This window comes from Bradyrhizobium ganzhouense (assembly GCF_049949285.1).
GTDB classification, from domain to species: domain Bacteria; phylum Pseudomonadota; class Alphaproteobacteria; order Rhizobiales; family Xanthobacteraceae; genus Bradyrhizobium; species Bradyrhizobium ganzhouense.
Genome location: NZ_CP181318.1, coordinates 104,669 through 129,838, shown reverse-complemented (window position 1 = coordinate 129,838; position 25,170 = coordinate 104,669). Strand labels below are relative to the sequence as shown.

25 protein-coding genes are annotated in these 25,170 nt (G+C 64.7%); 11 read left to right on the top strand and 14 right to left on the bottom strand.

Annotated features, from left to right (window positions below; translation table 11 throughout):
- Positions 1-97: 97 nt before the first annotated feature.
- Both ACLFLU_RS00580 and ACLFLU_RS00575 read right to left on the bottom strand, forming a co-directional pair.
- Positions 98-799, bottom strand: coding sequence for an SIMPL domain-containing protein (locus ACLFLU_RS00580; RefSeq protein WP_426410452.1), 702 nt, complete (start codon positions 797-799; stop codon positions 98-100).
- Between the two features lie 5 nt (positions 800-804).
- Positions 805-1,542 (bottom strand): GyrI-like domain-containing protein, encoded by a 738-nt coding sequence (locus ACLFLU_RS00575; RefSeq protein ID WP_426410451.1) that lies wholly within the window; start codon positions 1,540-1,542, stop codon positions 805-807.
- A 201-nt stretch (positions 1,543-1,743) separates the two neighbouring features.
- Here ACLFLU_RS00575 and dapF point away from each other — a divergent pair, with 201 nt between their 5' ends.
- Entirely contained in the window at positions 1,744-2,619 is an 876-nt protein-coding gene (dapF, locus tag ACLFLU_RS00570) for a diaminopimelate epimerase (protein WP_426410450.1), read from the top strand.
- Positions 2,619-3,914, top strand: a complete 1,296-nt coding sequence (gene mtaB, locus ACLFLU_RS00565) for a tRNA (N(6)-L-threonylcarbamoyladenosine(37)-C(2))-methylthiotransferase MtaB (protein WP_426410449.1) — start codon at positions 2,619-2,621, stop codon at positions 3,912-3,914. Before dapF ends, mtaB begins: the two co-directional genes overlap by 1 nt.
- 139 nt (positions 3,915-4,053) lie before the next feature.
- Here the strand turns inward: mtaB and ACLFLU_RS00560 are convergent, their stop codons facing one another.
- Both ACLFLU_RS00560 and ACLFLU_RS00555 read right to left on the bottom strand, forming a co-directional pair.
- Positions 4,054-5,163 (bottom strand): DUF2336 domain-containing protein, encoded by a 1,110-nt coding sequence (locus ACLFLU_RS00560; protein ID WP_426410448.1) that lies wholly within the window; start codon positions 5,161-5,163, stop codon positions 4,054-4,056.
- A 104-nt stretch (positions 5,164-5,267) separates the two neighbouring features.
- Entirely contained in the window at positions 5,268-5,969 is a 702-nt protein-coding gene (locus ACLFLU_RS00555; protein ID WP_426410447.1) for an RluA family pseudouridine synthase, read from the bottom strand.
- A gap of 60 nt (positions 5,970-6,029) precedes the next feature.
- On the opposite strand from ACLFLU_RS00555, the gene ftsY reads away from it, so the two are divergent.
- Positions 6,030-6,977: a signal recognition particle-docking protein FtsY gene (gene ftsY, locus ACLFLU_RS00550; protein ID WP_426410446.1), complete on the top strand. Its 948-nt coding sequence runs from the start codon at positions 6,030-6,032 to the stop codon at positions 6,975-6,977.
- A gap of 3 nt (positions 6,978-6,980) precedes the next feature.
- Entirely contained in the window at positions 6,981-7,583 is a 603-nt protein-coding gene (locus ACLFLU_RS00545) for a septation protein A (protein ID WP_148778471.1), read from the top strand.
- Between the two features lie 129 nt (positions 7,584-7,712).
- On the opposite strand, the gene ACLFLU_RS00540 is transcribed toward ACLFLU_RS00545, so the two are convergent.
- The 5 genes from ACLFLU_RS00540 to ccmA all read right to left on the bottom strand — a co-directional run bounded on the left by ACLFLU_RS00540 (position 7,713) and on the right by ccmA (position 10,835).
- The gene (locus ACLFLU_RS00540; protein WP_426410445.1) at positions 7,713-8,306 is read right to left on the bottom strand and encodes a DsbE family thiol:disulfide interchange protein; all 594 of its coding nucleotides are present in this window, start codon (positions 8,304-8,306) and stop codon (positions 7,713-7,715) included.
- Positions 8,303-8,488: a heme exporter protein CcmD gene (ccmD, locus tag ACLFLU_RS00535; protein WP_426410444.1), complete on the bottom strand. Its 186-nt coding sequence runs from the start codon at positions 8,486-8,488 to the stop codon at positions 8,303-8,305. The genes ACLFLU_RS00540 and ccmD overlap by 4 nt, the downstream gene beginning before the upstream one ends.
- Complete coding sequence (locus tag ACLFLU_RS00530) at positions 8,485-9,216, bottom strand: heme ABC transporter permease (protein WP_426410443.1); 732 nt, start codon at positions 9,214-9,216, stop codon at positions 8,485-8,487. The genes ccmD and ACLFLU_RS00530 overlap by 4 nt, the downstream gene beginning before the upstream one ends.
- Before the next feature lie 76 nt (positions 9,217-9,292).
- A complete protein-coding gene (gene ccmB, locus ACLFLU_RS00525) occupies positions 9,293-9,961 on the bottom strand; it encodes a heme exporter protein CcmB (RefSeq protein ID WP_426410442.1) in 669 nt (222 codons plus the stop codon).
- Between the two features lie 271 nt (positions 9,962-10,232).
- Positions 10,233-10,835 carry a heme ABC exporter ATP-binding protein CcmA gene (gene ccmA / locus ACLFLU_RS00520; RefSeq protein WP_426410441.1) on the bottom strand — a complete coding sequence of 201 codons (603 nt, stop codon included), beginning with the start codon at positions 10,833-10,835 and terminating at the stop codon, positions 10,233-10,235.
- Between the two features lie 243 nt (positions 10,836-11,078).
- On the opposite strand from ccmA, the gene acnA reads away from it, so the two are divergent.
- From acnA to ACLFLU_RS00505, 3 genes are all read left to right on the top strand, one after another.
- On the top strand, positions 11,079-13,799 hold the full coding sequence (gene acnA / locus ACLFLU_RS00515; RefSeq protein WP_426410440.1) for an aconitate hydratase AcnA: 2,721 nt from the start codon (positions 11,079-11,081) through the stop codon (positions 13,797-13,799).
- Between the two features lie 216 nt (positions 13,800-14,015).
- A complete protein-coding gene (locus tag ACLFLU_RS00510; protein WP_426410439.1) occupies positions 14,016-14,795 on the top strand; it encodes a DUF1223 domain-containing protein in 780 nt (259 codons plus the stop codon).
- Between the two features lie 505 nt (positions 14,796-15,300).
- Entirely contained in the window at positions 15,301-15,672 is a 372-nt protein-coding gene (locus tag ACLFLU_RS00505) for a DUF2794 domain-containing protein (protein WP_426410438.1), read from the top strand.
- Positions 15,673-15,781: 109 nt separating this feature from the next.
- Here the strand turns inward: ACLFLU_RS00505 and ACLFLU_RS00500 are convergent, their stop codons facing one another.
- The 4 genes from ACLFLU_RS00500 to ACLFLU_RS00485 form a co-directional block, all read right to left on the bottom strand.
- Positions 15,782-16,312 (bottom strand): N-acetyltransferase family protein, encoded by a 531-nt coding sequence (locus tag ACLFLU_RS00500; RefSeq protein ID WP_426410437.1) that lies wholly within the window; start codon positions 16,310-16,312, stop codon positions 15,782-15,784.
- Between the two features lie 142 nt (positions 16,313-16,454).
- A complete protein-coding gene (locus tag ACLFLU_RS00495; RefSeq protein WP_092233985.1) occupies positions 16,455-17,246 on the bottom strand; it encodes a Bax inhibitor-1/YccA family protein in 792 nt (263 codons plus the stop codon).
- 271 nt (positions 17,247-17,517) lie between these two features.
- Positions 17,518-20,088, bottom strand: a complete 2,571-nt coding sequence (locus ACLFLU_RS00490; protein WP_426410436.1) for an ABC transporter permease — start codon at positions 20,086-20,088, stop codon at positions 17,518-17,520.
- Positions 20,085-20,807: an ABC transporter ATP-binding protein gene (locus ACLFLU_RS00485; RefSeq protein WP_426410435.1), complete on the bottom strand. Its 723-nt coding sequence runs from the start codon at positions 20,805-20,807 to the stop codon at positions 20,085-20,087. The genes ACLFLU_RS00490 and ACLFLU_RS00485 overlap by 4 nt, the downstream gene beginning before the upstream one ends.
- 55 nt (positions 20,808-20,862) lie before the next feature.
- Here ACLFLU_RS00485 and ACLFLU_RS00480 point away from each other — a divergent pair, with 55 nt between their 5' ends.
- Positions 20,863-21,498, top strand: a complete 636-nt coding sequence (locus tag ACLFLU_RS00480; RefSeq protein ID WP_426410434.1) for an arylesterase — start codon at positions 20,863-20,865, stop codon at positions 21,496-21,498.
- A 174-nt stretch (positions 21,499-21,672) separates the two neighbouring features.
- Positions 21,673-22,209 carry an RNA 2',3'-cyclic phosphodiesterase gene (thpR, locus tag ACLFLU_RS00475; protein ID WP_426410433.1) on the top strand — a complete coding sequence of 179 codons (537 nt, stop codon included), beginning with the start codon at positions 21,673-21,675 and terminating at the stop codon, positions 22,207-22,209.
- Between the two features lie 58 nt (positions 22,210-22,267).
- Here thpR and ACLFLU_RS00470 read toward each other — a convergent pair whose 3' ends face one another.
- On the bottom strand, positions 22,268-22,522 hold the full coding sequence (locus ACLFLU_RS00470; protein WP_426410432.1) for a type II toxin-antitoxin system VapB family antitoxin: 255 nt from the start codon (positions 22,520-22,522) through the stop codon (positions 22,268-22,270).
- Between the two features lie 135 nt (positions 22,523-22,657).
- On the opposite strand from ACLFLU_RS00470, the gene zapE reads away from it, so the two are divergent.
- Together zapE and mdh are read left to right on the top strand one after the other, a co-directional pair.
- The gene (gene zapE / locus ACLFLU_RS00465; RefSeq protein WP_426410431.1) at positions 22,658-23,845 is read left to right on the top strand and encodes a cell division protein ZapE; all 1,188 of its coding nucleotides are present in this window, start codon (positions 22,658-22,660) and stop codon (positions 23,843-23,845) included.
- 262 nt (positions 23,846-24,107) lie between these two features.
- Complete coding sequence (gene mdh, locus ACLFLU_RS00460) at positions 24,108-25,076, top strand: malate dehydrogenase (protein WP_426410430.1); 969 nt, start codon at positions 24,108-24,110, stop codon at positions 25,074-25,076.
- Positions 25,077-25,170: the final 94 nt, after the last annotated feature.

Genomic DNA, 25,170 nt, shown 5'->3' with positions numbered 1-25,170 from the left:
CACTGCCAGCGTTCGCCAAACCACTCCCTGTGGTTATGGGTCCCGGCCTGCGCCGGGACGACACTATTGGTGTTGCGGCAGTGTGCGTCTTACGTCCTTACTGCCCGGCCTTGATCGCCCAGCTCACATTCACCGTAACCGACAGCGTTTCCTCACCCGGCGCAACGGCAGCAGGCGCGGCCATCGGGGCTGCGGCCATGCGGCCCTTGAACAGCGGCATGGGAGCGCCGCCTTCGGAGACAATGAGCGGCGCGCCCAGCGTGACGCCGGTGGCCTTGGCGTAGATCTCGGCCTTGCGGCGGGCATCGGCGACCGCCTGCACGCGGGCGTCGTCGAGCAGTTTTGAGGCCTGCGTCACTTCAAACGAGATGTTGCCGATATCGTTCGCGCCGGCATTGACCAGCGTGTCGATGATGCCGGCGACCTTGGTCACGTCGCGGATTTTTACGGTGACGCGGTTGGAGGCGCGGAAGCTGACCACGGGCGAGACGCCGTTCGAGCGGTTCGGCGCATATTGCGGCTGCAGCGACAGGCGCGAGGTCTGGTAATCCTTCTCGGCGATGCCGGCGCCCTTCAGCGCCAGCAGCACCTTGCCCATCGCGGCGTTGTTGGCGTCGGACGCTTCCTTCGCCGTCTTGGCATCATTGGCGACGCCGGCATCGATCTGGGCGAGATCGGGCGCCGCCGAAACGGTCGCTTCGCCGCTGACGGTGATGGCGGACGGAAAATCGTCGGCGAGCGCGGGCGATGCCAGCAGGGTGGCGGCGAAGATTGCGGCGAGGGCAGTGGGCTTTTTCATCGGTCTCACTTCAGTGGCACGAACACGTTGATCACGAGCTTGTCCTCGGCCGTCTTGAGCGGATCGGTGAGGTACTCCTCGATGAACGTGTCCTTGGCTTCCAGCTTCTTGTCGTCGAGGTGATTGGTGATCGCCTCATAGGTGTTGTCCATATTGTCGTAGGAACCGCGATGGACGAATTTCAGTGCCTTGCCCTCGGGCGATTTGCCGATGCTCATGTCCTTGGTCAGGTTCTTCGGATCCTGCTCGACCGGGATCTCGGCGAGGAACGTGAAACCGGTGTCGTCCGTCGAAGTGTAGACGATCATCGAATTGCCGGCGTGCTTGATGCCCTGCTTGTCGAGCAGCGCGTTCAGCGCCTTGAAGGCGTCGACCAGGGTGTCGAAGGCCGAATCCCAATTGGCGGTGCCCTTGACCATCACGACCTTCTTGGCCTCGAGCGTGGTCTCCAGGCCGAAGGGATCGGCGGTCTGAACCGGGGCGGGATTGGCGGCCGCGGCCGGCGGGGGTGCCGCCGGGCTCGGTGAGGCGCTGGCCGCAGGCGATGGTGCCGGCGAAGGAGTCGCTGCGGGTGCAGGCGAGGCACTTGTGGCCGGGGAGGGCGTGGCTGACGGGGCCGGCGAGGGACTGGCCGACGCGGCGGGCGCCGGGCTCGGGGTCTGCGCGAGAGCGCCGGACAGGCCAAGCGATAAGGCTGCTACCGGGATCAGCGTGGCCAAAGCGAGACGACGAAAAGTATTCATTTTATTCTCCCCAGACCTTGCCCACCAAGGCCTTAACCCGGCCGCGCATCCCGGTTCGCGCGAACTGCGCCGTTCTAACACGCGACCGTCGAATTCGTCCCATGACAGATGCGTCATGGCAGTCCAACCGCTGCCGCAGCCAAATTACTGGCCAAGCCGCCAAGGATCGCCATATAAGACGGGCGGAATTCAGGAATTTTCATGAGCGCGCTGGACAACCACGCATTTGCCAAGATGAACGGCATCGGCAACGAGATCGTCGTTGTCGACATGCGGGATTCCGCAGGGAAGGTCACGCCGGACGATGCCCGCGCGGTAGCGTCCGCGCAAGGCGGCGTGCCTTACGACCAGCTGATGGTGCTCCAGAAGCCGCGGCTCGACGGCACCGAGGCCTTCATCCGCATCTACAACAATGACGGCTCGGAAGCTGGCGCCTGCGGCAATGGAATGCGCTGCGTGGTCCGCCGCATCTTCGAGAAGACCGGGCAGGCCACGGTCACGTTCGAGACCGCGGCCGGTCTGCTCAATGCCTGGCAGGGCCCTGCGCCGGACCTCTACACGGTCGACATGGGTGCGCCAAAATTCGGCTGGCAGGACATTCCGCTGGCGGAAGAGTTTCGCGACACCCGCTATATCGAATTGCAGATCGGGCCGATCGACAACCCGATCCTGCATTCGCCGTCTGTGGTGAGCATGGGCAATCCGCACGCGATCTTCTGGGTCGACGATGTCGATGCCTATGATCTCGCGCGCTTTGGTCCGCTGCTGGAAAATCATCCGATCTTCCCCGATCGCGCCAACATCACGCTCGCCCATATCGTCGATCGCGAGCACATCACGATGCGCACCTGGGAGCGCGGCGCGGGTCTCACCAGGGCTTGCGGCTCGGCGGCCTGTGCGACCGCGGTTGCGGCTGCGCGCCTGAAGCGCACCGAGCGCAAGGTCGAGATGACGCTGCCGGGCGGCAAGCTCGGCATCGAATGGCGCGAGCGCGACGACCACGTGCTGATGACGGGTACCGCGACCTTCGAATATGAAGGCAATTTCGATCCGGCGCTGTTCGCGCCGGCCGGGTAATGGCTGTCGAGGTCGTCACCTTCGGCTGCCGCCTCAACGCCTTCGAGGCCGAGGTGATCCGCCGCGAAGCGGAGGGCGCCGGGCTCGAAGACACCATTGTCATCAACAGTTGCGCCGTCACCAACGAGGCGGTGGCGCAGGCGCGGCAGTCGATCCGCAAGTTGAAGCGCGAACGGCCCGGTGCGCGCATCGTCGTCACCGGCTGCGCGGCGCAGACGCAGAGCGGCATGTTCGCTGATATGGCCGAGGTCGATCGCGTCGTCGGCAATGACGACAAGATGCGCGGCGATGCGTGGCGGGAGGCGCGCGACGCCTTCGATCTCGGCACAAACGAGAAGGTCGCCGTCAGCGATATCATGGCCGTGAAGGAGATGGCGCCGCATCTGATCGACGGCTATGCGAGCGGCCTGCCACGGGTGTTCGTGCAGGTGCAGAACGGTTGCGACCATCGCTGCACCTTCTGCATCATCCCCTACGGCCGCGGCAATTCGCGTTCGGTGCCGATGGGCGCGGTGGTCGATCAGGTGCGGGCGCTGGTGGAGCGCGGGCATGCCGAGATCGTGCTGACCGGCGTCGATCTCACCAGCTACGGCGCCGATCTGCCGGGCGTACCAAAGCTCGGCATGTTGACGAAGCGGATCCTGCGGCATGTGCCGGAGCTGAAGCGGCTGCGCATCTCCTCGATCGATTCGATCGAGGCCGACGCCGATCTGTTAGATGCCATCGCCAACGATGCGCGGTTGATGCCGCATCTGCATCTGTCGCTGCAAGCCGGCGACGACATGATTCTGAAACGCATGAAGCGGCGGCACTTGCGGCAGGACGCGATCGCGTTCTGCGATCAGGTGCGTCGGCTGCGGCCGGACATCGTCTTCGGCGCTGACATCATCGCGGGCTTCCCGACCGAGACCGAGGAAATGTTTTCGCGTTCACTCGATCTGGTCGAGGAATGCGGCCTGACGTTTCTGCACGTCTTCCCCTATTCCCCGCGCCCCGGCACGCCGGCCGCGCGGATGCCGCAGGTCGCGGGGGCAGCGATCAAGCAACGCGCGAAGCGGCTGCGCGCAGTGGGCGAGGCTGCGTTACGCCAGCGGCTGCAGGCCGAGATCGGCGCGATGCGCGAGGTGCTGATCGAGAGCGAGGGGCAGGGACGCACCGAGCACTATCTGCCGGTGGCGATCGCTGGCGAGCGCGTGGGGAGTGTGGTGCCGCTCAGGATCGCCGGCAGTGATGGTAAGCGGCTGACCACATACTCAGCTGTCGTCCCGGCGAAGGCCGGGACCCATACCGCGTGATCTATCGATCGCGAGGGGTGCTTGTCCCAACGAAGCTGAGCACGAATCTTCGCCACACTACTCCTTGTGGTTATGGGTCCCGGCCTTCGCCGGGACGACACCGAGGGTGTGGATGCTGAGTGCTTAAGTCGCGAGCAGTCTACGAAGCTCTTACCTGCCAGAAGCGCAGCGTGCGCCGCGCATTCTCCGGCGACATGCGGGCAAAATTGCTCTGCGCCCTCGCAGCATCCGCCGGCTTCATGGCACCCGTCGCAAAGCGGCTTTCGAGTACGGCGGCGGTGGTTTCCCAGCTCAGCTGCGCTGCCTTGCATGGCACCAGCAGGCCGTCTTCGCGCAGGCTCTGCATCAGCGGACGAATCACCTCGACGGTCGATCCTGACAGGGCCGCCAACGCCGCCACAGCCTCTTCGTAGCGTCGGTGCCTTGCGAAGCCGAGCAGCGTCGCCTCGTTGAGCTGGCCGGATGCCTTGAGATTCGCAATCGCGCGCTTGGCGCCCTCGAAATCGCGGACACCCGACATCTCGCGTTCGACGCCGACGGTGACGGCAGCAATCGCGCTCTGGATTTCATCGAACAGATCGGGCGGCGCGCGCGACAGCAATCGCGTGCGAACCGTGTCCGTTGCTGAGCGCAGCAATTGACGGCGCAGGTCCGACGGCAAGTCGACGCGGACGCCGACGCTGACGGCGAGCTCAGGATCGGACTCGGCCTGTCCGACGATGACGGCAAAGCCGTTGCCCGAGACACGCGCGCCGGGATTGGCGGCGAGACGCCGGCTGACGCTGGGGTAACGGCGCGCCAGCAGTGCGTCGGTGACGATCTCCTTCAGCCACCAGCGGCCGGCGACCGCGAGCAGATGCGGCTCGCCCTTGCTGGAGGCAATCTTCACCAGCTCGCGGTCGTCGAGGCGCGCGGACTCCTGCAGCACGGGGCCGGCGATGCGGATCTCGTCATTGTTCGCGAGGCGGCGGATCACGGAAGGCGGCGCCTGAGCGATCGGCGCAAGCTGGGCGCTGATTTCGGCGAGCGCGACGCGTGCTCCCATGTCGGCGATGGCGCGCAGCTCGATGGTGCCGATCAGGCGCCCGAGCACGTCGTCGAACAGCGCGATCTGCTCGTCGTCAAAATTTCCGGCGGAGGACAGGAACAGGTCGGTGACGCGCCGGGCCGTTTCGAGGCCCTTTTCGGCCGAGCCGAGGCGAATGGCGGTTTCGACCTCGTCGATAATCGATAGTTCGGCCGTGGACATGACGCGTTGCTCGTCCTGAGCGGGTGACGGAAGCTTGTTCTAAGCAACCGCAATCTTTAGACACGAGCACTGAACGTTTCGTAAACCATGCCTTCGGGCCGCCACTATTCCCCGTTCCAGCCACAGGCGCGGAGTTTTTCGTGCATATGAGGCGGGGCGGGCGCGACCACGCGGACCGGCTCCTTGTTCCGGGAGATCGGCACCACGATCTCGCGGGAATGCAGGTGCAGCTTCGGCTCGCCGAAACGCGGGCCGTTGCCGTAAATGTTATCGCCGAAGATCGGCCAGCCTGTTGCCGACGAATGCACCCGCAATTGATGGGTCCGGCCGGTCACCGGTTCCATGGCGACCCAGGTGAAACCGTGGCCCCGACCCATCACCTTCCACTTCGTCACGGCTTTCTGCCCCTCCGGGTCAGGCTTCTGCCACCAGCCGCGCTCGGCATTGAGCCGACCTAGAGGCATGTCGATCGTGCCTTCGTCCTCGGCAGGGCCGCCCTCGACCACGGTCCAGTAGGTCTTGCCGATCTTGCCGTGCTTGAACAGGAGGCCGAGCGACGCGGTTGCTTTGCGATGGCGGCCGAGCACGAGGCAGCCGGAGGTGTCCTTGTCCAGCCGGTGGGCGAGCACCGGCGGCCGCGGCAGGCCGAAACAGAGCGCGTTGAAGGAGGCTTCCAGATTGGCGCCGCCCTTGGGGCCGCGATGCACCGGCAGGCCGGCCGGCTTGTCGATGACCAGCATCAGCCCGTCGCGATGGAGCACGCGCGACTGGATCTCCTCAGCGGTCAATTCGGGAACATCGAGCAATTGCAGGACCTTCGGACAAGACTTTCGTTTAACAGCGGGAACGGCTAACACACCGCCACCATGAACGATACCACCCAAGAGACCCCCAAGCTGAGCTGGTGGCGCCGCCTGTCCAACGGGCTGAAGCGCACCTCGTCCTCGCTCGGGACCGCGGTTGCCGACCTCGTCACCAAGCGCAAGCTCGACCGCGCCATGCTCGACGACATCGAGGACGTGCTGCTGCGCGCCGACCTCGGCACCTCGGTCGCGGTGCGGATCGCAGATGCCGTCGGCACCGGGCGCTATGACAAGGCGATCTCGGCCGACGAGGTCAAGGACGTGGTCGCGACCGAGGTCGAAAAGGTGTTGTCGCCGGTCGCCAAGCCGCTCGAGATCGACGCGGCGAAAAAGCCGTTTGTGATCCTCGTGGTTGGCGTCAACGGCTCCGGCAAGACCACGACCATCGGAAAACTCTCGCAGAAATTTGCCTCCGAAGGCCGCAAGGTGATGCTGGCCGCCGGCGACACGTTTCGCGCAGCAGCGATCGAGCAGCTCAAGGTCTGGGGCGAGCGCACCAGGACGCCCGTGATCGCTGGCGCGCAGGGCTCGGACTCGGCGAGCCTCGCTTTCAATGCGCTGACGGCAGCGAAGGAGCAGGCCATCGACGTGCTCCTGATCGACACCGCCGGCCGCTTGCAGAACAAGGCCGAGCTGATGAACGAGCTCGAGAAGGTCGTGCGCGTGATCCGCAAGGTGGATGACACTGCGCCGCATGCCGTGCTGCTGGTGCTGGATGCGACCGTCGGTCAAAATGCGCTGTCGCAGGTCGAGGCTTTCCATCGCACCGCCGGGGTCACCGGCCTTGTGATGACCAAGCTCGACGGCACCGCGCGCGGCGGCATTCTGGTGGCGCTCGCCGAAAAATTCAAACTGCCGGTGCATTTCATCGGCGTCGGCGAAGGCGTCGACGATCTCGCGCCGTTTACCGCGCGCGATTTCGCCCGCGCGATCGCCGGAATCGAAAGCTAGAGAATGGACAAGACCCAGCCGCATCCGCTGTTCAAGCTTGCGACCGAGCTCGGTCCGCTGCTCGTGTTCTTCTTCGTGAATGCGAAGTTCAATCTATTCGCCGCGACCGGCGCCTTCATGGTCGCGATCGTGGCGGCGATGATCGCCTCCTATGTGGTGACGCGCCACATCCCGATCATGGCGATCGTCACCGGCGTGATCGTGCTGGTGTTCGGTACGCTGACGCTGGTGCTGCACGACGAGACCTTCATCAAAGTCAAGCCGACCATCATCTACGGCCTGTTCGCCGCGATCCTCGGCGGCGGGCTATTGTTCGGCCGCTCCTTCATCGCCGTGATGTTCGACCAGATGTTCAATTTGACGCCGCAGGGCTGGCGCATCCTGACGCTGCGCTGGGCACTGTTCTTCGCCGGCATGGCGGTGCTGAACGAGATCGTCTGGCGCACCCAGAGCACGGATTTCTGGGTGAACTTCAAGGTGTTCGGCGTCACGCCGCTGACCATGATCTTCGCCATCGCCCAGATGCCGCTGACCAAGCGCTACGGCGTCGAGCCGGTCTCGCTGGAGACCAGCGAGGCCGAGGCGGGAGATGTGCGGAAGGGGTGACGGTCTCGTGTCCCGGACGCGCGAAGCGCGAGCCGGGACCCAGTCTCTCTCCAGAAGCGCGGTCGTGGCGATATGGACCCCGGCTCTGCGGTGCATCACTTCGTGCTGCGCCGCGTCCGGGGCACGAGACTAAGATCCCGGCCCCAGCGCCTTCTCCATTTGCGGCAGCAGCACGCTGCGGAAATTCTCCGGCGTGATCGGGCCGACCAGCTTGTAGACGATGGTGCCTTCGCGGCCGACGACAAAGGTCTCCGGCACGCCATAGACGCCCCACTCGATCGAGGCGCGGCCGTTGGCATCCAGGCCGACGCGGCCGAACGGGTTGCCGTAGCGGCCGAGGAAGCGCCGCGCATTGTCGGGCGCGTCCTTGTAATTGATGCCGACGAGCTGGAAGCGCTTGTCCTTCGCAAGCTCGGTCAAGAGCGGTGCCTCGTCGTGGCACGGCACGCACCAGGACGCCCAGACATTGACGAGGCTGACCTTGCCCTTGAAGGCGGCCGGGTCGAGGCCCGGGATCTGCGCATTGTCCGCCTGCAATCCTTCGAGTGGCGGCAGCGTGGTCTGCGGCGCGGGCCGGCCGATCAGCGCGGACGGAATCCGCGACGGATCGCCGCTGCCGAGCCGGAACCAGAACAGCACGGCAAGGGCGGTGAAGGCGAGCAGCGGCAGCACCATCAGGAAGGTGCGGCGTTGCGGCGCTGCCGGGGTCGATCGCTCGCTCATGGTGTGTCCACGGCACTGCGGCCCGAACGGCGGGTGACGCCGCTGCGGTCGAGCTCGCGCAGACGCTGCGTCTGGTTGCGATAGTCGAACACGACCCAGCCGATCAGGATCGCAACCACGACGGCCGCGGCGGCATAAGATGTCACGATGAAGGACGCGTAGGGACCAAGCGAGATCATCATGCGGCTTTCTGGCTCGCCTGCATCATCTGCAAGGAGCGGACACGGCGTCGCAAAATCTCGTTGCGCATGGCAGCCAAGTGAAGCGTGACGAACAGCAGCGTGAATGCGACCGCCATCACCAGGAGCGGAATCAGGAACGATTTGTCGAGCGTCGAGCCGCCCAGGCGCATCACCGAGGCCGGCTGATGCAGCGTATTCCACCAGTCGACAGAGAATTTGATGATGGGAAGATTGATCGCACCGACCAGCGTCAGCACGGCCGCGGCGCGTGCCGCGCGTGAGGGATCTTCCACCGCGCGCCACAGCGCCATCAGGCCGAGATACATCAGGAACAGGATCAGCACCGAGGTCAGGCGCGCATCCCATTCCCAATAGGTGCCCCACATCGGCCGGCCCCACAGCGAGCCCGTGAGCAACGCGAGGAAGGTGAAGCTGGCACCGATCGGTGCGGCGGCTTTGGCGGCGACGTCGGCGAGCGGATGCCGCCACACCAGCGTGCCGAGCGAGGCGATGCTCATCACGCCCCAGACGAACATCGATAGCCACGCATTGGGCACGTGGATGAACATGATCTTCACAGTCGCGCCCTGCTGATAGTCGTCGGGCGCATAGGCGGATTGATAAAGGCCGATCGTGAGCAGGATGACGGTCGCGGCCGCGAGCCACGGCAGCACCCGCGCACTCAGCGCGAGGAACCTTGTGGGGTTGGCGAGGTCGATCAGCGTCATGGTATCCTGATAATCACCGCTGGTGGCTCACGCAATCAGCACGGAACCACGCAGCGAAAGTTGATCGGGGTCAAGGTCAGTCCAGTCCATGTTTCAGGCTCGCCGCCGCCGCAAACGGGCCGATCACGAGGCTGACCAGCGACAGCGCGCAAAGGATCGAGAAGGGCGCGCCGAATGACAATGGCCCGGTGATCGCCGCCTGCGAGGCCGCAACCCCGAAGATCAGGACGGGAATCGACAGCGGCAGCACCAGCACGGCCATGAGCAGCCCGCCGCGATGCAGCGTCACCGCCAGTGCCGCGCCGATCATGCCGGTAAAGGTCAACGCAGGCGTGCCCGCCAGCAGCGTCAGCGCCACCGCGCCGGTCGCCATCATGTCGAGGTTGAGCAAGAGGCCCAGCACCGGGGTTGCGACAATCAGCGGCAGGCCCGCGGCCAGCCAATGCGCCAGCGCCTTGGCCGCGCATGCGAGTTCCAGCGGCGTCCGGCTCATTGTGATCAAATCGAGCGAGCCGTCCTCGTGATCGGCCATGAACAGCCGGTCCAGCGTCAGCAGGCTCGCCAGCAGCGCGCCGAGCCACAGGATGGCCGGCCCCAGCCGCGACAACAGCGCCAGGTCCGGCCCGACCGCGAATGGCATCAGGACGACGACGGTCAGGAAAAACAGCACGCCAATCAAGGCCCCGCCGCCAACGCGGAGTGCGATTTTGATGTCCCGGCGGATGAGGGCGGAGAGGGCGGTCATGGGGGGCTCCCAGCGGTTGGGAGAGCATCTGCCGCGAGCCCCGGGCACACTGCGTTCCCTCCCCCCTTGTGGGGGAGGGCTAGGGAGGGGGGTAGCCCCGGGAGGGATGCCTGTCGTCTCCGGTCCGCCAGCATCAGAGCGCCCGTCGCTACGACGCTAGAACGGTTAGGTCTTGCCGTGTGGCACCCCCCTCCCTGCCCCTCCCCCACAAGGGGGGAGGGAACGGAGAGAGCCGAGCCCGGCCGCTTGGAAAACTGAGGGTCGGGCTGCCTCACGCCACTCCCCCGATCCGCAGCTCCCGCGAATTGATCCCCAGCGGGGCATGTGTCGCCGCGATGATCAGGCCGCCCCGTCCGAGATGCTCCCGCATCAGCCCGCCGAACATGTCCTGGCCGGCGGCATCCAGCGCATTGGTCGGCTCGTCCAGCAGCCAGACCGGGCGGCGGACCGTTAGCAGCCGGGCCAGCGACAGCCGGCGGCGCTGGCCGGCCGACAGGAAGGCCGCGGGCAGATCGGTGGCGTGGTCCAGGCCGACGATGGCGAGGCTTTCAGCGGCGTCGCCGCGCTCGCCACCGAGAAAATCAGCCCAGAATGACAGGTTTTCAGCCACGCTCAGCGCGGGCTTGAGGGCATCGCGATGGCCGAGATAGTGGCACTGCTCGGGCAGCGTCAGCTCGGCATCGCCCCCATCGAGCGCGATTGTTCCGCCGGCCGGAATGAGCAGGCCGGCAATCAGCCGCAGCAGCGAGGTCTTGCCTGATCCGTTGCGCCCCGTGACCGCCACGGCTTCGCCGGAGACCGCCTCGAAAGCGAGCCCCGAAAACACCTCGCGGCCGCCCCGCACGCAAGTCACCCCGCGTCCGGACAGCTGCATCTGGCCTGGTACCAACCCGTTCAAAGCCGGGCCTCAGGAAATCTTGGGGTAGCGCATCAGAATTTTTGGCTCGCGACTTGCTGGGTTCGATTGTGGCTGTGGCGGCGCGGTTAGAAAGCTTCTATAAGCCCGGAACTACTTGATGCAGCAACTCAACCTGCCCCTGCAAGCGACCCCAGCCGGATTCGCTGACGGTGTTAAAATACCCTGTGCCGGGTATAACTAACAATTGGGATTTCCTACATGACCTCGCTCGACAGCTTCAAATGCAAAAAGACCCTCAAGGTCGGCGCCAAGACCTATGTCTATTACAGCCTGCCCACGGCCGAGAAGAATGGTCTGAAGGGGATTTCGAAACTTCCCTATTCGATGAAGGTCCTGCTCGAGAACCTCCTCCGCAATGAGGACGGACGCTCGGTCAAGAAAGAGGACATCGTCGCGGTCTCGAAGTGGCTGCGCAAGAAGTCGCTGGAGCATGAGATCGCGTTCCGCCCGGCGCGCGTGCTGATGCAGGATTTCACCGGCGTGCCAGCGGTGGTCGATCTCGCCGCGATGCGCAACGCGATGCAGAAGCTCGGCGGCGATGCCGAGAAGATCAACCCGCTGGTCCCCGTCGATCTCGTCATCGACCACTCCGTGATCGTGAACTTCTTCGGTGACAACAAGGCCTTCGCCAAGAACGTCACCGAGGAATACAAGCAGAACCAGGAGCGCTACGAGTTCCTGAAGTGGGGCCAGGCGGCGTTCTCGAACTTCTCCGTCGTGCCGCCCGGCACCGGCATCTGCCACCAGGTCAATCTCGAATATCTCTCCCAGACGGTGTGGACCAAGAAAGAGAAGATGACGGTCGGCAAGAAGACCGGCACCTTCGAGGTCGCCTACCCCGACTCGCTCGTCGGCACCGACTCCCACACCACCATGGTCAACGGTCTTGCCGTGCTCGGCTGGGGCGTCGGCGGCATCGAGGCCGAAGCCTGCATGCTTGGCCAGCCGCTGTCGATGCTGCTGCCCAACGTCGTCGGCTTCAAGCTGAAGGGCGCGATGAAGGAAGGCGTCACCGCGACCGACCTCGTGCTGACCGTGACGCAGATGCTGCGCAAGCTCGGCGTGGTCGGCAAGTTCGTCGAGTTCTTCGGCCCCGGCCTCGACAACCTCTCCGTCGCCGACAAGGCGACGATCGGCAACATGGCGCCCGAATATGGCGCGACCTGCGGCTTCTTCCCGGTCGACGCCGCCGCGATCGATTACCTCAAGACCTCCGGCCGCGCTCCGGCGCGCGTCGCGCTGGTGCAGGCCTATGCGAAGGCGCAAGGGCTCTTCCGCACCGCCAAGTCGGCCGATCCGGTGTTCACGGAAACGCTGACGCTCGACCTCGCCGACGTCGTTCCCTCGATGGCCGGTCCGAAGCGCCCGGAAGGCCGCATCGCGCTGCCGTCGGTGGCCGAAGGCTTCTCGCTTGCGCTCAGCAGCGAGTACAAGAAGGCCGAAGAGCCGGAAAAGCGCTTTGCTGTCGAAGGCGAGAAGTATGACCTCGGCCATGGCGACGTCGTGATCGCCGCCATCACCTCCTGCACCAATACCTCGAACCCGAGCGTGCTGATCGGGGCTGGCCTGCTCGCGCGCAACGCAGCGGCCAAGGGCCTCAAGGCCAAGCCGTGGGTGAAGACCTCGCTCGCCCCGGGCAGCCAGGTGGTCGCGGGCTATCTCGCCGATTCCGGTCTGCAGAAAGATCTCGACAAGGTCGGCTTCAACCTCGTCGGCTTCGGCTGCACCACCTGCATCGGCAATTCCGGCCCGCTGCCGGAAGAGATTTCGAAGTCGATCAACGACAACGGCATCGTCGCCGCCGCCGTGCTCTCCGGTAACCGCAACTTCGAAGGCCGCGTCTCGCCGGACGTGCAGGCGAACTATCTTGCTTCCCCGCCGCTGGTCGTTGCGCATGCGCTCGCCGGCAGCGTGACCAAGAACCTCGCCGTCGAACCGCTCGGCGAAGGCAAGGACGGCAAGCCGGTGTACCTCAAGGACATCTGGCCGACGTCAAAGGAGATCAACGCCTTCATGAAGAAGTTCGTGACCGCGGCGATCTTCAAGAAGAAGTATGCCGACGTGTTCAAGGGCGACACCAACTGGCGCAAGATCAAGACGGTCGAGAGCGAAACCTATCGCTGGAACATGTCGTCGACCTATGTGCAGAACCCGCCCTACTTCGACGGCATGAAGAAGGAACCGGAGCCGGTCACCGATATCGTCGAGGCGCGCATCCTCGCCATGTTCGGCGACAAGATCACCACCGACCACATCTCGCCGGCTGGTTCGATCAAGCTCACCTCGCCCGCTGGCAAATATCTCAGCGAGCATCAGGTGCGTCCCGCCGACTTCAACCAGTACGGCACGCGCCGCGGCAACCATGAGGTGATGATGCGCGGCACCTTCGCCAACATCCGCATCAAGAACTTCATGCTGAAGGGCGCGGATGGAAACATTCCCGAGGGCGGTCTCACCAAGCACTGGCCCGACGGCGAGCAGATGTCGATCTACGACGCGGCGATGAAGTACCAGCAGGAGCAGGTGCCGCTGGTGGTGTTCGCCGGCGCCGAATACGGCAACGGCTCGTCGCGCGACTGGGCCGCGAAGGGTACGCGTCTGCTCGGCGTGCGCGCCGTGATCTGCCAGAGCTTCGAGCGCATCCATCGCTCCAACCTGGTCGGCATGGGCGTGCTGCCGCTGACTTTCGAGGAGGGCACCTCGTGGTCGTCGCTCGGCCTGAAGGGCGACGAGAAGGTCACGCTGCGTGGCCTCGTCGGCGACCTGAAGCCGCGCCAGAAGCTGACCGCGGAGATCGTCTCCGGCGACGGTTCGTTGCAGCGCGTTTCGCTGCTTTGCCGCATCGATACGCTGGACGAGCTCGATTACTACCGGAACGGCGGCATTCTGCACTATGTGCTGCGCAAGCTCGCGGCCTGAGCGCGAATTTGTGAACGGTGGCTCACCGCGACGTGAGTAGAAGGTTAAACGAAGGCGGCCTATCACAAGGCCGCCTTCGTGCATTACGGCATGCTTCAGATGGGCCCGCCCGGCGAATACTTCGCATCGGACGGTCGAATGTGCCGTGCCCGTAAGACTACGGTGACCATCAGGCGATAGGATATCCCTCCCCGAATACGAGATGTGACGTTCGACATGACTGGAATGATGGCTTCTCATTTGGTTTCGCGATGGTCCGGCGCACTCTGGTCGGGAGCACTCGGCATCTGCGCCATCGTCGCCGTCATCCGTCCCGCCCAGGCCGATCCCCGCGCCGTGGTCGAGCTCTTCACCTCGCAGGGCTGCTCCTCCTGCCCGCCCGCCGACAAGGTCATCGGCGACCTCGCCAAGGATCCCTCGATCATCGCGCTCAGCATGCCGATCGACTATTGGGATTATCTCGGCTGGAAGGACACGCTGGCAGATTCACGTTTCTCGGCGCGGCAGCGCGCCTATTCACGCATGCGCGGTGACCGCGAGGTTTATACGCCGCAGGTCGTGGTCAACGGCGAAGCCCATGTTATCGGCAGCGACCGTGCCGGCATCGAAAGCGCGATCGGCAAGACCGACAAGGGCACGGGCGTGATGAGCGTGCCGGTGACGATGTCGCTCGCGGGCAAGCAGATCAGCGTGTCGGTGGCCGCGAGCAACGAACCGGCGATCTCGCATGGCGAGGTCTGGATCTGCTCCATCATGAAATCGGTGCCGATCGAGATCAGCCGCGGCGAGAACCGCGGACAGCAGATCACCTACCACAACGTGGTGCGCAATCTGCTCAAGGTCGGCGACTGGAACGGACATCCGGAAACCTGGACCGTCCCGATCGAAAATCTGACGTCGCGCGATGGCGTTGACGGCGCGGTGGTCTATGTCCAGGACGGCAGCCGCGAGAAGCCCGGTGCGATGCTGGGCGCGGCGTACACGTCGCTGCACTGAAGCGCACTCAGATCTTCCTAGGAAATTGGTTTCGTCATTCCGGGCTCGCGCTTCGCACGCCCCGAAATGACAGCGGAGAGCAACACTCCGACGCAAACAAAAAAGGACCAACTTGCGTTGGCCCTCCTTGTCGCGCGTACAGACCCGATCCTGTCCGACCCCGGGGGGCTGGGGGCTGAGGAATCCGGAACCGAAAGGACCGGGTCAACGCACACAAGCCTTTTCGCAATGCAGGGCGGCGGGCGGTGGGCGGAAAAGCGGCGATCCTGTGATTCCTGCTAACGTTCCCGTGACGGTTTGCCGCTGAGAAGTTCCACCGTTGCGTGTGTCATGATTCGCAACCGGCCGGCGAAGTGAGCCGCGGTCCTTCAACAGCCCTCCAAGAGCGTTACAAGAGCCTCTTGCGGCGGGGAACAGTTGGCGCAATCATGCAATTGTCATGAACCGCGGCTCCGGGGACGGTCTTCGCGGAGGCGGGTCATGCTGATGCGACAGGAGGCGCTGCATGAGTTTGACGCCGGAGGATGCCGATCCGAGCGAGCAGCGCGCAGTGGCGCGCTCCGCCGCTGCGAATTCCCAACTGAGCCGGGTGACGTTCAACCGGCTCGAGCTGAACCGAATTCTCAATCTCTATGGCCGCATGGTCGCCGACGGCGAGTGGCGCGACTATGCCATCGACTTCCTGAAGGACCGCGCGGTGTTCTCGGTCTATCGCCGCGCCTCCGAAGTGCCGATCTATCGCATCGAGAAGGATCCGCGGCTGGCCCGCAAACAGGGCATATACAGCGTGATTTCGGCGACCGGACTGATCCTGCGCCGCGGCCACGAGCTCGACCGCGTGCTGCTGGTGATCGACCGGAAGCTGGCGGTGGTGTAGCGGCGCGGGTGGTGCCGTAGGGTGGGTTAGCCGAAGGCGTAACCCACCACTTCTGTTGACGTGGAAACACAAGAGGTGGGTTACGCTTCGCTAACCCACCCTACGAAACCTACTTCCCCGGCACTGTCTTCGCGCCTTCGCCCAGATCCCGCTGCATCATCACCGTATCCAGCCAGCGGCCGAATTTCAGGCCGACATTCGGATGCGTGCCGATCATCTTGAAGCCGCCTCTGGTGTGCACGCCGATCGAGCCGGCATTGGCGGAATCGCCGATCACCGCGATCATCTGGCGGAAGCCGCGCGCCTCGCATTCGGTGATCAGCCGCTCCAGCAGCAGCGAGCCGATGCCGCGACGGTGGAAGCCGGGATCGAGATAGATCGAGTTCTCGACCGTGAAGCGATAGGCCGGCCGCGGCCGGTAGGCGCCGGCGTAGGCGTAGCCGGCGACGCGGCCGTCGAGGATGGCGACGAAATAGGGATAGCCGCCGTCGACCAGCGCGCGATAGCGCCGCGTCATCTCGGCGAGGTCGGGCGGCTCCAGCTCGAACGTCGCGGTGCCCTCGCGGACAGCCTGCTGATAGATGGCGGTGATGGCGGGAAGGTCGGCCTCAAGGGTGGGCCTGATTTCGGGTGCGGACATGGGGGAAGAATAAAGGCTTCCTGGGGCCGCTGGAAGAGGCAGCATTGCTGCCACACCCCGTCATTGCCGAGGAGAGGCCGCGGGCAAACAAAAACCCCGGCCTTTCGGCCGGGGTTCGTGTCCGTTCTCTCAGGTCTGGCGCTTAGTCGCGCTGGCCAAGGAGCTGCAGCAGCAGCGTGAACAGGTTGATGAAGTTCAGGTACAGCGACAGCGCACCCGAGATCGCCGCACGTTCGGCGATGTCACCGCCGGCCGAAGCGTAGCCGTAGATGTAGTCGTTCTTCAGCCGCTGCGTATCCCAGGCGGTGAGGCCCGCGAACACCAGCACGCCGACCACCGACACGATGAACTGCAGCGCCGTGCTGGCCAGGAACAGGTTCACCAGGCTCGCGATGATGATGCCGATCAGGCCCATGAACAGGAACGAGCCCATGCCGCTCATGTCACGCTTGGTGGTGTAGCCGTAGAGGCTCAGCGCGCCGAAGGTCGCCGCGGTGATGAAGAACACCCGTACGATCGAGGTGTGCGTGTACACCAGGAAGATCGAGGACAGCGAGATGCCCATCAGCGCCGAGAACACCCAGAACAGGATCTGGGCGGTCGAGGGGGCGAGGCGATTGATGCCGGCCGAGATCACGAACACCATGGCGAGCGGCGCCAGCATGAACAGATATTTCAGCGGGCTCACGAACATCGCGTAGCCGAACGGCGTCAGGAACAGCTTGCCGACGCGGACCGCTTCCGCGGTCGGAACGTCAGTCACGGCAGCCATGTAGACGCCGAGCGCGGCCAGGCCGGTGATGGCCAGGCCAATGCTCATATAATTGTAGATGCGCAGCATGTAGGCGCGCAGACCGGCGTCGACCGTCGCGGCGTCAACACGCCCGGCGGCCCGGCCGAAAGGAGAAGCGTAATTGCGGTCAAGGTCCGACATGGTCGAATTCCCGTTGGTTGCCCGGTCCGGCACGAGGGTTGCCATGCCGCCGGTTCGTCAAATTCTATCTCGGATACCGATGTCTGCCGACATTAATTTTGGCTAACAATCGGGGCTCCGAACCCATCCGATATGTGGGAAACTAACACATTCGCTGCAACCGTCCACGCGCGGCTGAATGTCGCCCTTGGCGCGCAATCCTGGCGAGCAGGCGTGGTTAATCGCAGGAATCGTGCGATTCCGGTCCCGTGCAGCTCTCCGCTACCTTTTGTCACAAATTCCGCAACACCGTGGCGGGCTTTTTGTTCAACGCCAGCAGCGTGCCGGCGAGCCCGAGCCCGACGGTGACGACCAGGGCGGCGGCCACCACGCCGGCCGCGCTGCCGGCCTGCCAGACGAAGGTCAGCGTCATCAGCCGCGTCACGATCATCCAGGCCGCGATGCTGCCGGCGACCACGCCGAACACCGCGGTGGCAAACCCGATCAGCAGATATTCGAGCGCATAGGCGCCGAGCAGTCGCAGCCGCGTGGCGCCCAGCGTCTTCAGGATCACCGCATCATAGACCCGGTGGCGATGGCCGGCGGCGAGCGCGCCGCCCAGCACCAGGATCGCCGAGATCAGGGTCACGGCGCTGGCGCCGCGGATCGCGAGCGCGAGGTTGGTCACGACCGCGCCGACCGTCTCCATCACCTCGCGCACGCGCACGCTCGTCACCATCGGGTAAGCATCCGCGACCTGCTTGATGATGTTGCCGTCGCCGGTCGCATCGCCGCCGGCTTCCGTCAGCGTGGCGATGTGGGTATGCGGCGCGCCCTTGAAGGCGTTCGGCGAGAACACCAGCACGAAATTGATGCCGAGCCCCTGCCAGTCGATGGTGCGGAGATTGCCGATTTTCGCCGGGATGTCGCGGCCGAGCACGTTGACCACGATTTCGTCGCCGAGCTTGAGGCCGAGGCCGTCGGCGATCTTCTTCTCCATCGAGACCAGCGGCGGGCCGGAATAGTCGGCGCCCCACCATTCGCCCTCGACCACCTTGGAGCCCTTCGGCAGCTCGCCGGTATAGGTCAGGCCGCGGTCGCTCTGCAGCACCCATTCGGAATCGGTGGTGGGCTTGAGGTCCTCGGCGCGGACGCCGCGGGCGGCGACGATGCGCCCGCGCAGCATCGGCACGTCCTCGATCTTTGCGCCCGGCGCGATCTGGCGCAGATAGTCGTCGAAGGGGGCGGCCTGGGTGCTCGGAATGTCGATGAAGTAGAACGCCGGCGCGTGCTCGGGCAGCGCCGCCAGGAACTGCCGGCGCAGATTGCCGTCGATCTGGGTGATGGTGACGAGCACCGCGAGGCCGAGGCCGAGCGAGAGCACGACGGAAGGCGTCAGCGCGCCCGGCCGGTGGATGTTGGCGATCGCAAGCCGCAGCATCGTGAAGCGCGTGCGCGGCAGCCGTCGCGCGATGGCCATCAGCACGGCGGCGACGCCGCGCAGCACGGCGAACACGACGACGGAGGAGACCACGAACACCGCAGCGATGCGCTTGTCGAAGGACAGGCCGATCACGACCGCAACCAGCAGCGCGACGACGACGCTCATGAAAACAAGATAGCTCCAGCGCGGCCGGTGCCATTCAGCGCTGATGGTGTCGCGGAACAGTGCCGCGACCGGCACGTCGTGCACGCGTCCGAGCGGCCACAGGCCGAAGGCGAGTGCGGTCAAGAGACCGTAAACAAAGGATAGCGCGAGCTCGTCGGCATGCACGGCCGGGATCACCGGCAGCGGCAACAGTTTTCCGAACAGGCCGACGATGGCAAACGGCATCGCCGCGCCGAGCGCCAGGCCGATGACCGAGCCGATCGCCGCGAGCAGGACGACCTGCGCGAGATAGATGCCGAATACGTCGCGCCCCGTGGCGCCGACGGCCTTGAGGGCCGCGATCACCTCGAGCCGGCGGTCGATATGGCTCTTCACGGCGTTGGCGACGCCGACGCCGCCGACCAGAAGTGCGGCGAGGCCGACCAGGGTCAGGAATTGCGTGAAGCGGCCGATATTGCGCTCGAGCTGCGGCGAGGCATTGGAGCGGCTGCGGACCTCCCAGCCGGCCTGCGGCGCGGCATTGCGCGCATCCGCGATGAAGGCGTCGGTGGCGCGGTCGCTGTTGGCGGTGTCAGGCAGTTTGACGCGGTAGACCCAGCGCACCAGGCTGCCGGGCTGGACCAGCCCGGTGGCGCGCAAGGCCGCCTCGCTGATCAGGAAGCGCGGACCAAAACCGATGCCGCCGGCGAGCTTGTCGGGCTCGGCTTCGACGCTGCTGCGGATCTGGAAGGTCGCAGAGCCAATGGTGACGCGGTCGCCGATCTTGAGGGAGAGACGCGCAAGAAGGGTCGGATCGGCGGCGGCGCCGAATGCGCCGTCGCGCTCCGCGAGCAGATCGGTCAACGGCAGTTGCGGCGCCAGCGTCAATTGGCCGAGCATCGGATAGGTGTCGTCGACCGCCTTCATCTCGACCAGCGCCAGCTTGCCCTCGGCCGAGCGCGCCATGCCGCGCAAGGTAGAGGCCACGGAGACGGTGCCGCGCGAACGCAGGAAGGCAACTTCCTCCGGCTTCGCCTCGCGCTGGAACAGCACGAAGGAGACGTCGCCGCCGAGCAGCGTGCGCCCCTCGCGCGCGAGGCCGTCGCTCAGGCTCGCCGACACCGAGCCGACGCCGGCAATTGCCATCACGCCGAGCGCGATGCAGGCGATGAAGACGTAGAAGCCGCGCAGGCCTCCGCGCAATTCGCGCAGCGCATAGCGCAGCGACAGCGCGACGCCGTTCGGCTTCGCAAACGGTTCGACAGCTATGCTCATGCTTTGGTCGTCTGCGTGTCGATGCGGCCCGAGCGCAGGCGGATCACGCGATCGCAGCGATGCGCCAGCGAGGAATCGTGCGTCACCAGCACCAGCGTCATGCCGCGTTCGGCATGCTTGGTGAAGAGCAGATCGACGATCTGCTTGCCGGTGGTCTCGTCGAGATTACCGGTCGGCTCGTCGGCGACGAGGATGGCGGGATCGGGCGCCAGCGCGCGCGCAAGCGCGACGCGCTGCTGCTCGCCGCCGGAGAGCTGGGTCGGATAATGATGCAGGCGCTCGCCGAGCCCGACCGATTGCAGCTCCTCGGCTGCGCGCTTGTTGGCATCGGGATTGCCGGCGAGCTCGAGCGGCACGGCGACGTTCTCCAGCGCCGTCATGGTCGGGATCAGATGGAAGGACTGGAAGACGATGCCGACCTGTCGGCCGCGGAAGCGGGCGAGCGCGTCCTCGTCGAGGGCATTGAAAGGCGTTCCTGACACCACCACCTCTCCGCTATCAGGACGCTCCAGCCCCGCCATCACCATCAGCAGCGTGGATTTGCCCGAGCCTGACGGGCCGATCAGGCCGATCGTCTCCCCCGAGCCGACGCGCAAGCTGATATCCTTGAGGATGTGAACGCGTGCCGCCCCCGACCCCAATGAGAGATTGACGTTGGAGATGGCGATGGTGTCCGGCGCGGTGCCGGCGAGCGACGAGGGAGAGATACGAGTGTCCATGGTCCGGTCATATGGCAAATCCGCACGCGCGGTCGAGAGGCGTTACGGATTCTTCATGCACATAGCCGTGTTGATGCTCGCTTTGATGACGGTCGCCAATCCGGCTTGGGCGGAAACAACCAAACCGATCAAGCTTGTCGTTTTGGGCGATTCCTTGAGTGCCGGTCTCGGCCTTCCGGCCCAGGACGCGTTTCCGGCCAAGCTGCAAAAGTCCTTGCAGGCCAAAGGTATAGCCGTGGACATGACCAACGCCGGCGTGTCGGGCGACACCTCATCCGGCGGCCGCGACCGGCTCGACTGGTCGGTGCCAGAGGGAACCGAGGGCGTGATCATCGAGCTCGGCGCGAACGACGCGATGCGCGGCATCGACCCCGACTTGACGCGCGCCGCGCTGACCGACATCGTTACGCGACTCAAGGCGCGCAAGATCGCCGTGATGCTGTGTGGCATGCTGGCGCCGCCGAATTTCGGCGCGGACTATGGCGCGCGCTTCAATTCGATTTATCCGGATCTGGCAAAGCAGTTCGATCTGCCGCTCTATCCGTTCTTCCTGGACGGTGTCGCGGCCGACGCCAAGCTCAACCAGGCCGACGGCATTCACCCGACCGCTGAAGGCGTCGACATCGTCGTCAACAACATGCTGCCCACGGTCGAGGCATTCCTGCGCGCGATCGGCGAGCAACGCCGTTGAAAAGCAGGCAACGCTAACCCTAACACCCAGGGTTTTCCCGGTGTAGCCTTGCGCACTCTTCGCAGAGTCACACAACTGCGATAGGAATTACAGTACAGATGATTCGTCGCCGGCTCTAAAATTTGGATATGATCCTTCCCAGGGGTCATGCCCAAGCATCGGGAGTGCGAAACGATGCCGCGTTTGTTCACTGGTCTGGAAATCCCGGCAGAGGTCTGCCAGACGCTTTCCAATTTGCGAGGTGGCCTTCCAGGCGCCCGCTGGATCGATCCCGAAAATTATCACGTCACCCTGCGCTTCATCGGCGACATCGACGGCGTCTCCGCCAACGAGATCGCATCGATGTTGTTTCGCGTCGACCGCAAGCCCTTCGAGGTGAAAGTGCAGGGCTTGCAAAGCTTCGGCGGCCGCAAGCCGCGCGCGGTGGTCGCCACCATCGCACCGAGCAAGCCGCTGATGGATTTGCAGGCCGAGCTCGAACGCATGATGCAGCGGATCGGACTCGATCCCGAAGGCCGCAAATTCATTCCGCATGTCACGCTGGCCCGGCTGCATGACGCCACCGACCGCGACGTCGCAGACTATCTCTCGATCCGCGGCTATTTCCCGAGCAAGGTGTTCATGGCCGAACGGTTCGTGCTGTTCTCGTCGCGCGCATCGACCGGCGGCGGCCCCTATGTGGTCGAGGACGCCTACGAGCTGTGTGAGTGAGCTTGGCTCGCAAGAAAATGGGGCCATATGGCGCGTAGACGCGTAGCGTCTATCCCGGTCAGAATGGCAACCCGTGTTTGTCGTACACAACAATTTCGTCTGTCGTCAGGTCGGCGACCACAGGAAGCTCGCTCCAGCGTCGGCGGATCGCGGCCATATCGTTCAATAGCGCAGTCTTGCGATGCTGATTGTCGATCCGGCTAAGCCGTTCCTCGATAGCTCGCTTCGTCGCGATCGCGACGGTCTCGCCGGTGAGTTGCGCCAGCCTCCACGCGAGATGCTCGGTCTCGGAGTCCTCGATACTGAGAGCCATGTCAGGAACCTCAAAGTAGCCGCTTAACCCTCTAATCATTCATCCGCCCGCATACACGTGGATGACGGTAAGCGCATACGCCCCTTGCGCCAATATACCGTTGCAATTTCCGCCGGTCTCTGGCGGTAAAGAGCCATGCTCTCCACCCAAAACTCCTCCTTCAGCGAAGCCTATCAGACCCAGATCGCCTCCGGCGCGATCGAGCCCGATGCCGCGCAAGCCGACGTGGCCGAGGCCTATGCGGCGCTCGACCTGCGGCTCGCGAACTACAAGCCGCAGCGCAAGCAGGGCCTGCTCCGCCGTCTGTTCAGCAACGGCGACAAGGACGATGCGCCGCGCGGGCTCTACGTCCATGGCGAGGTCGGCCGCGGCAAGACCATGCTGATGGATCTGTTCTTCCAGCACTCCACCGTCGAGCACAAGCGGCGCGCGCATTTCCACGAATTCATGGCGGATGTGCATGAGCGCATCTACGACTATCGCCAGAGCATCGCGCGCGGCGAGACCGCCGACGGCGACGTCATCGCGCTGACCGCGCATGCGATCTTCGAGGAGAGCTGGCTGCTCTGCTTCGACGAATTCCACGTCACCGACATCGCCGACGCGATGATCCTCGGCCGCCTGTTCGCAAAGCTGTTCGAGCTCGGTACCGTCGTGGTCGCGACCTCCAACGTTGCGCCCGACGATCTCTACAAGGGTGGCTTGAACCGCGCGCTGTTCGTGCCCTTCATCAAGCAGATCACCGACCACATGGACGTGCGGCGGCTCGATGCGCGCACCGATTTCCGGCTCGAAAAACTTCAGGGCGTACCGATGTGGCTGACGCCGGCGGACGGCGATGCCGGCGCCGCGCTCGACCGCGCCTGGTCGAAGATGACCGGCGGTGCCAAATGCAAGTCGCGCGACATTTCGATCAAGGGTCGCATCCTGCACGTGCCGTGCTCGGCCCATGGTGTGGCACGCTTTGCCTTCGCCGATCTCTGCGAGAAACCGCTCGGGGCATCCGACTACCTGAGGCTGGCGCACGACTATCACACCATCCTGGTCGACCATATTCCAGTGATGGACTTTTCCCAGCGTAACGCCGCCAAGCGATTCATCACGCTGATCGACACGCTCTATGACAATGCCGTGAAGCTGATGGCCTCGGCCGATGCCAACCCGATCTCGCTCTATCTCGCTGACGAGGGCAACGAGGCCAATGAGTTCAAGCGGACGGCGTCGCGCCTGATCGAAATGAGCTCGGAATCCTATCTGGCGCTGCCTCACGGCCGCAAGGATTCTACCGCCAGCGGGTCGACCAAGGGCCTTGTGGAGACTTAAGTCCTATTCCAGTCCAAGGTACCGCTGTCATTCCGGGGCGCGACGAAAGTCGCGAGCCCGGAATCCATTGCGCCACCAACTCTGCCGCCCGATGGATTCCGGGTCTGCGCCTTTCGGCGCATCCCGGAATGACGGAGCGGGTATGCTTGGCTGGTATCGCGCCAAGCCCGACAAATGGGCACCCAGCGACTTGAACGGGGGAAGCGAAAGGGATAACCACCCATCAGTTTTCCCTCCTCACGTGTCTAAAGGACAGGTTCACATGGCGCGCGACAAGATTGCTTTGATTGGCTCCGGTCAGATCGGCGGAACGCTGGCTCACCTCATCGGCCTGAAAGAACTGGGCGACGTCGTGATGTTCGACATCGCCGAGGGCGTGCCGCAGGGCAAGGCGCTCGACATCGCGCAGTCCTCGCCGGTCGACGGTTTTGACGCGCACTACACCGGCGCCAATTCCTACGAGGCGCTCGATAACGCCAAGGTCTGCATCGTCACCGCCGGCGTGCCGCGCAAGCCCGGCATGAGCCGCGACGATCTCCTCTCCATCAATCTCAAGGTCATGGAGCAGGTCGGCGCCGGCATCAAGAAGTACGCTCCCGACGCCTTCGTCATCTGCATCACCAACCCGCTCGACGCCATGGTCTGGGCGCTGCAGAAGGCCTCGGGCCTGCCGCACAAGAAGGTCGTCGGCATGGCCGGCGTGCTGGATTCCTCGCGCTTCCGCTACTTCCTGGCCGACGAGTTCAACGTCTCCGTCGAAGACGTCACCGCCTTCGTGCTCGGCGGCCATGGCGACACCATGGTGCCGCTGGTGAAGTACTCTACCGTCGCCGGCATCCCGCTGCCCGACCTCGTCAAGATGGGCTGGACCTCGCAGGCGCGCCTCGACGAGATCGTCGACCGCACCCGCAACGGCGGCGCCGAGATCGTCAATTTGCTCAAGACCGGCTCGGCCTTCTATGCGCCCGCCGCCTCCGCGATCGCGATGGCCGAGAGCTATCTGCGTGACAAGAAGCGCGTGCTGCCCTCGGCCGCGTACCTGAACGGCGAATACGGCGTGAAGGACATGTATGTCGGCGTGCCCGTCGTGATCGGCTCCAAGGGCGTCGAGCGCGTGGTCGAGATCGAGCTCGCCGGCAAGGACCGCGAGGCCTTCGACAAGTCGGTCGGCGCGGTGCAGGGCCTTGTCGATGCCTGCAAGAAGATCGCACCCGATCTTCTCGGCCACTAAAGGCAAACAATCCCGCCGAAGATCGAAACCCGGTCTTCGGCGGTTTCATTTCCGGACCCCGGCTGCAATCCTTGTTGGGCGAGTTCCGGTTCCG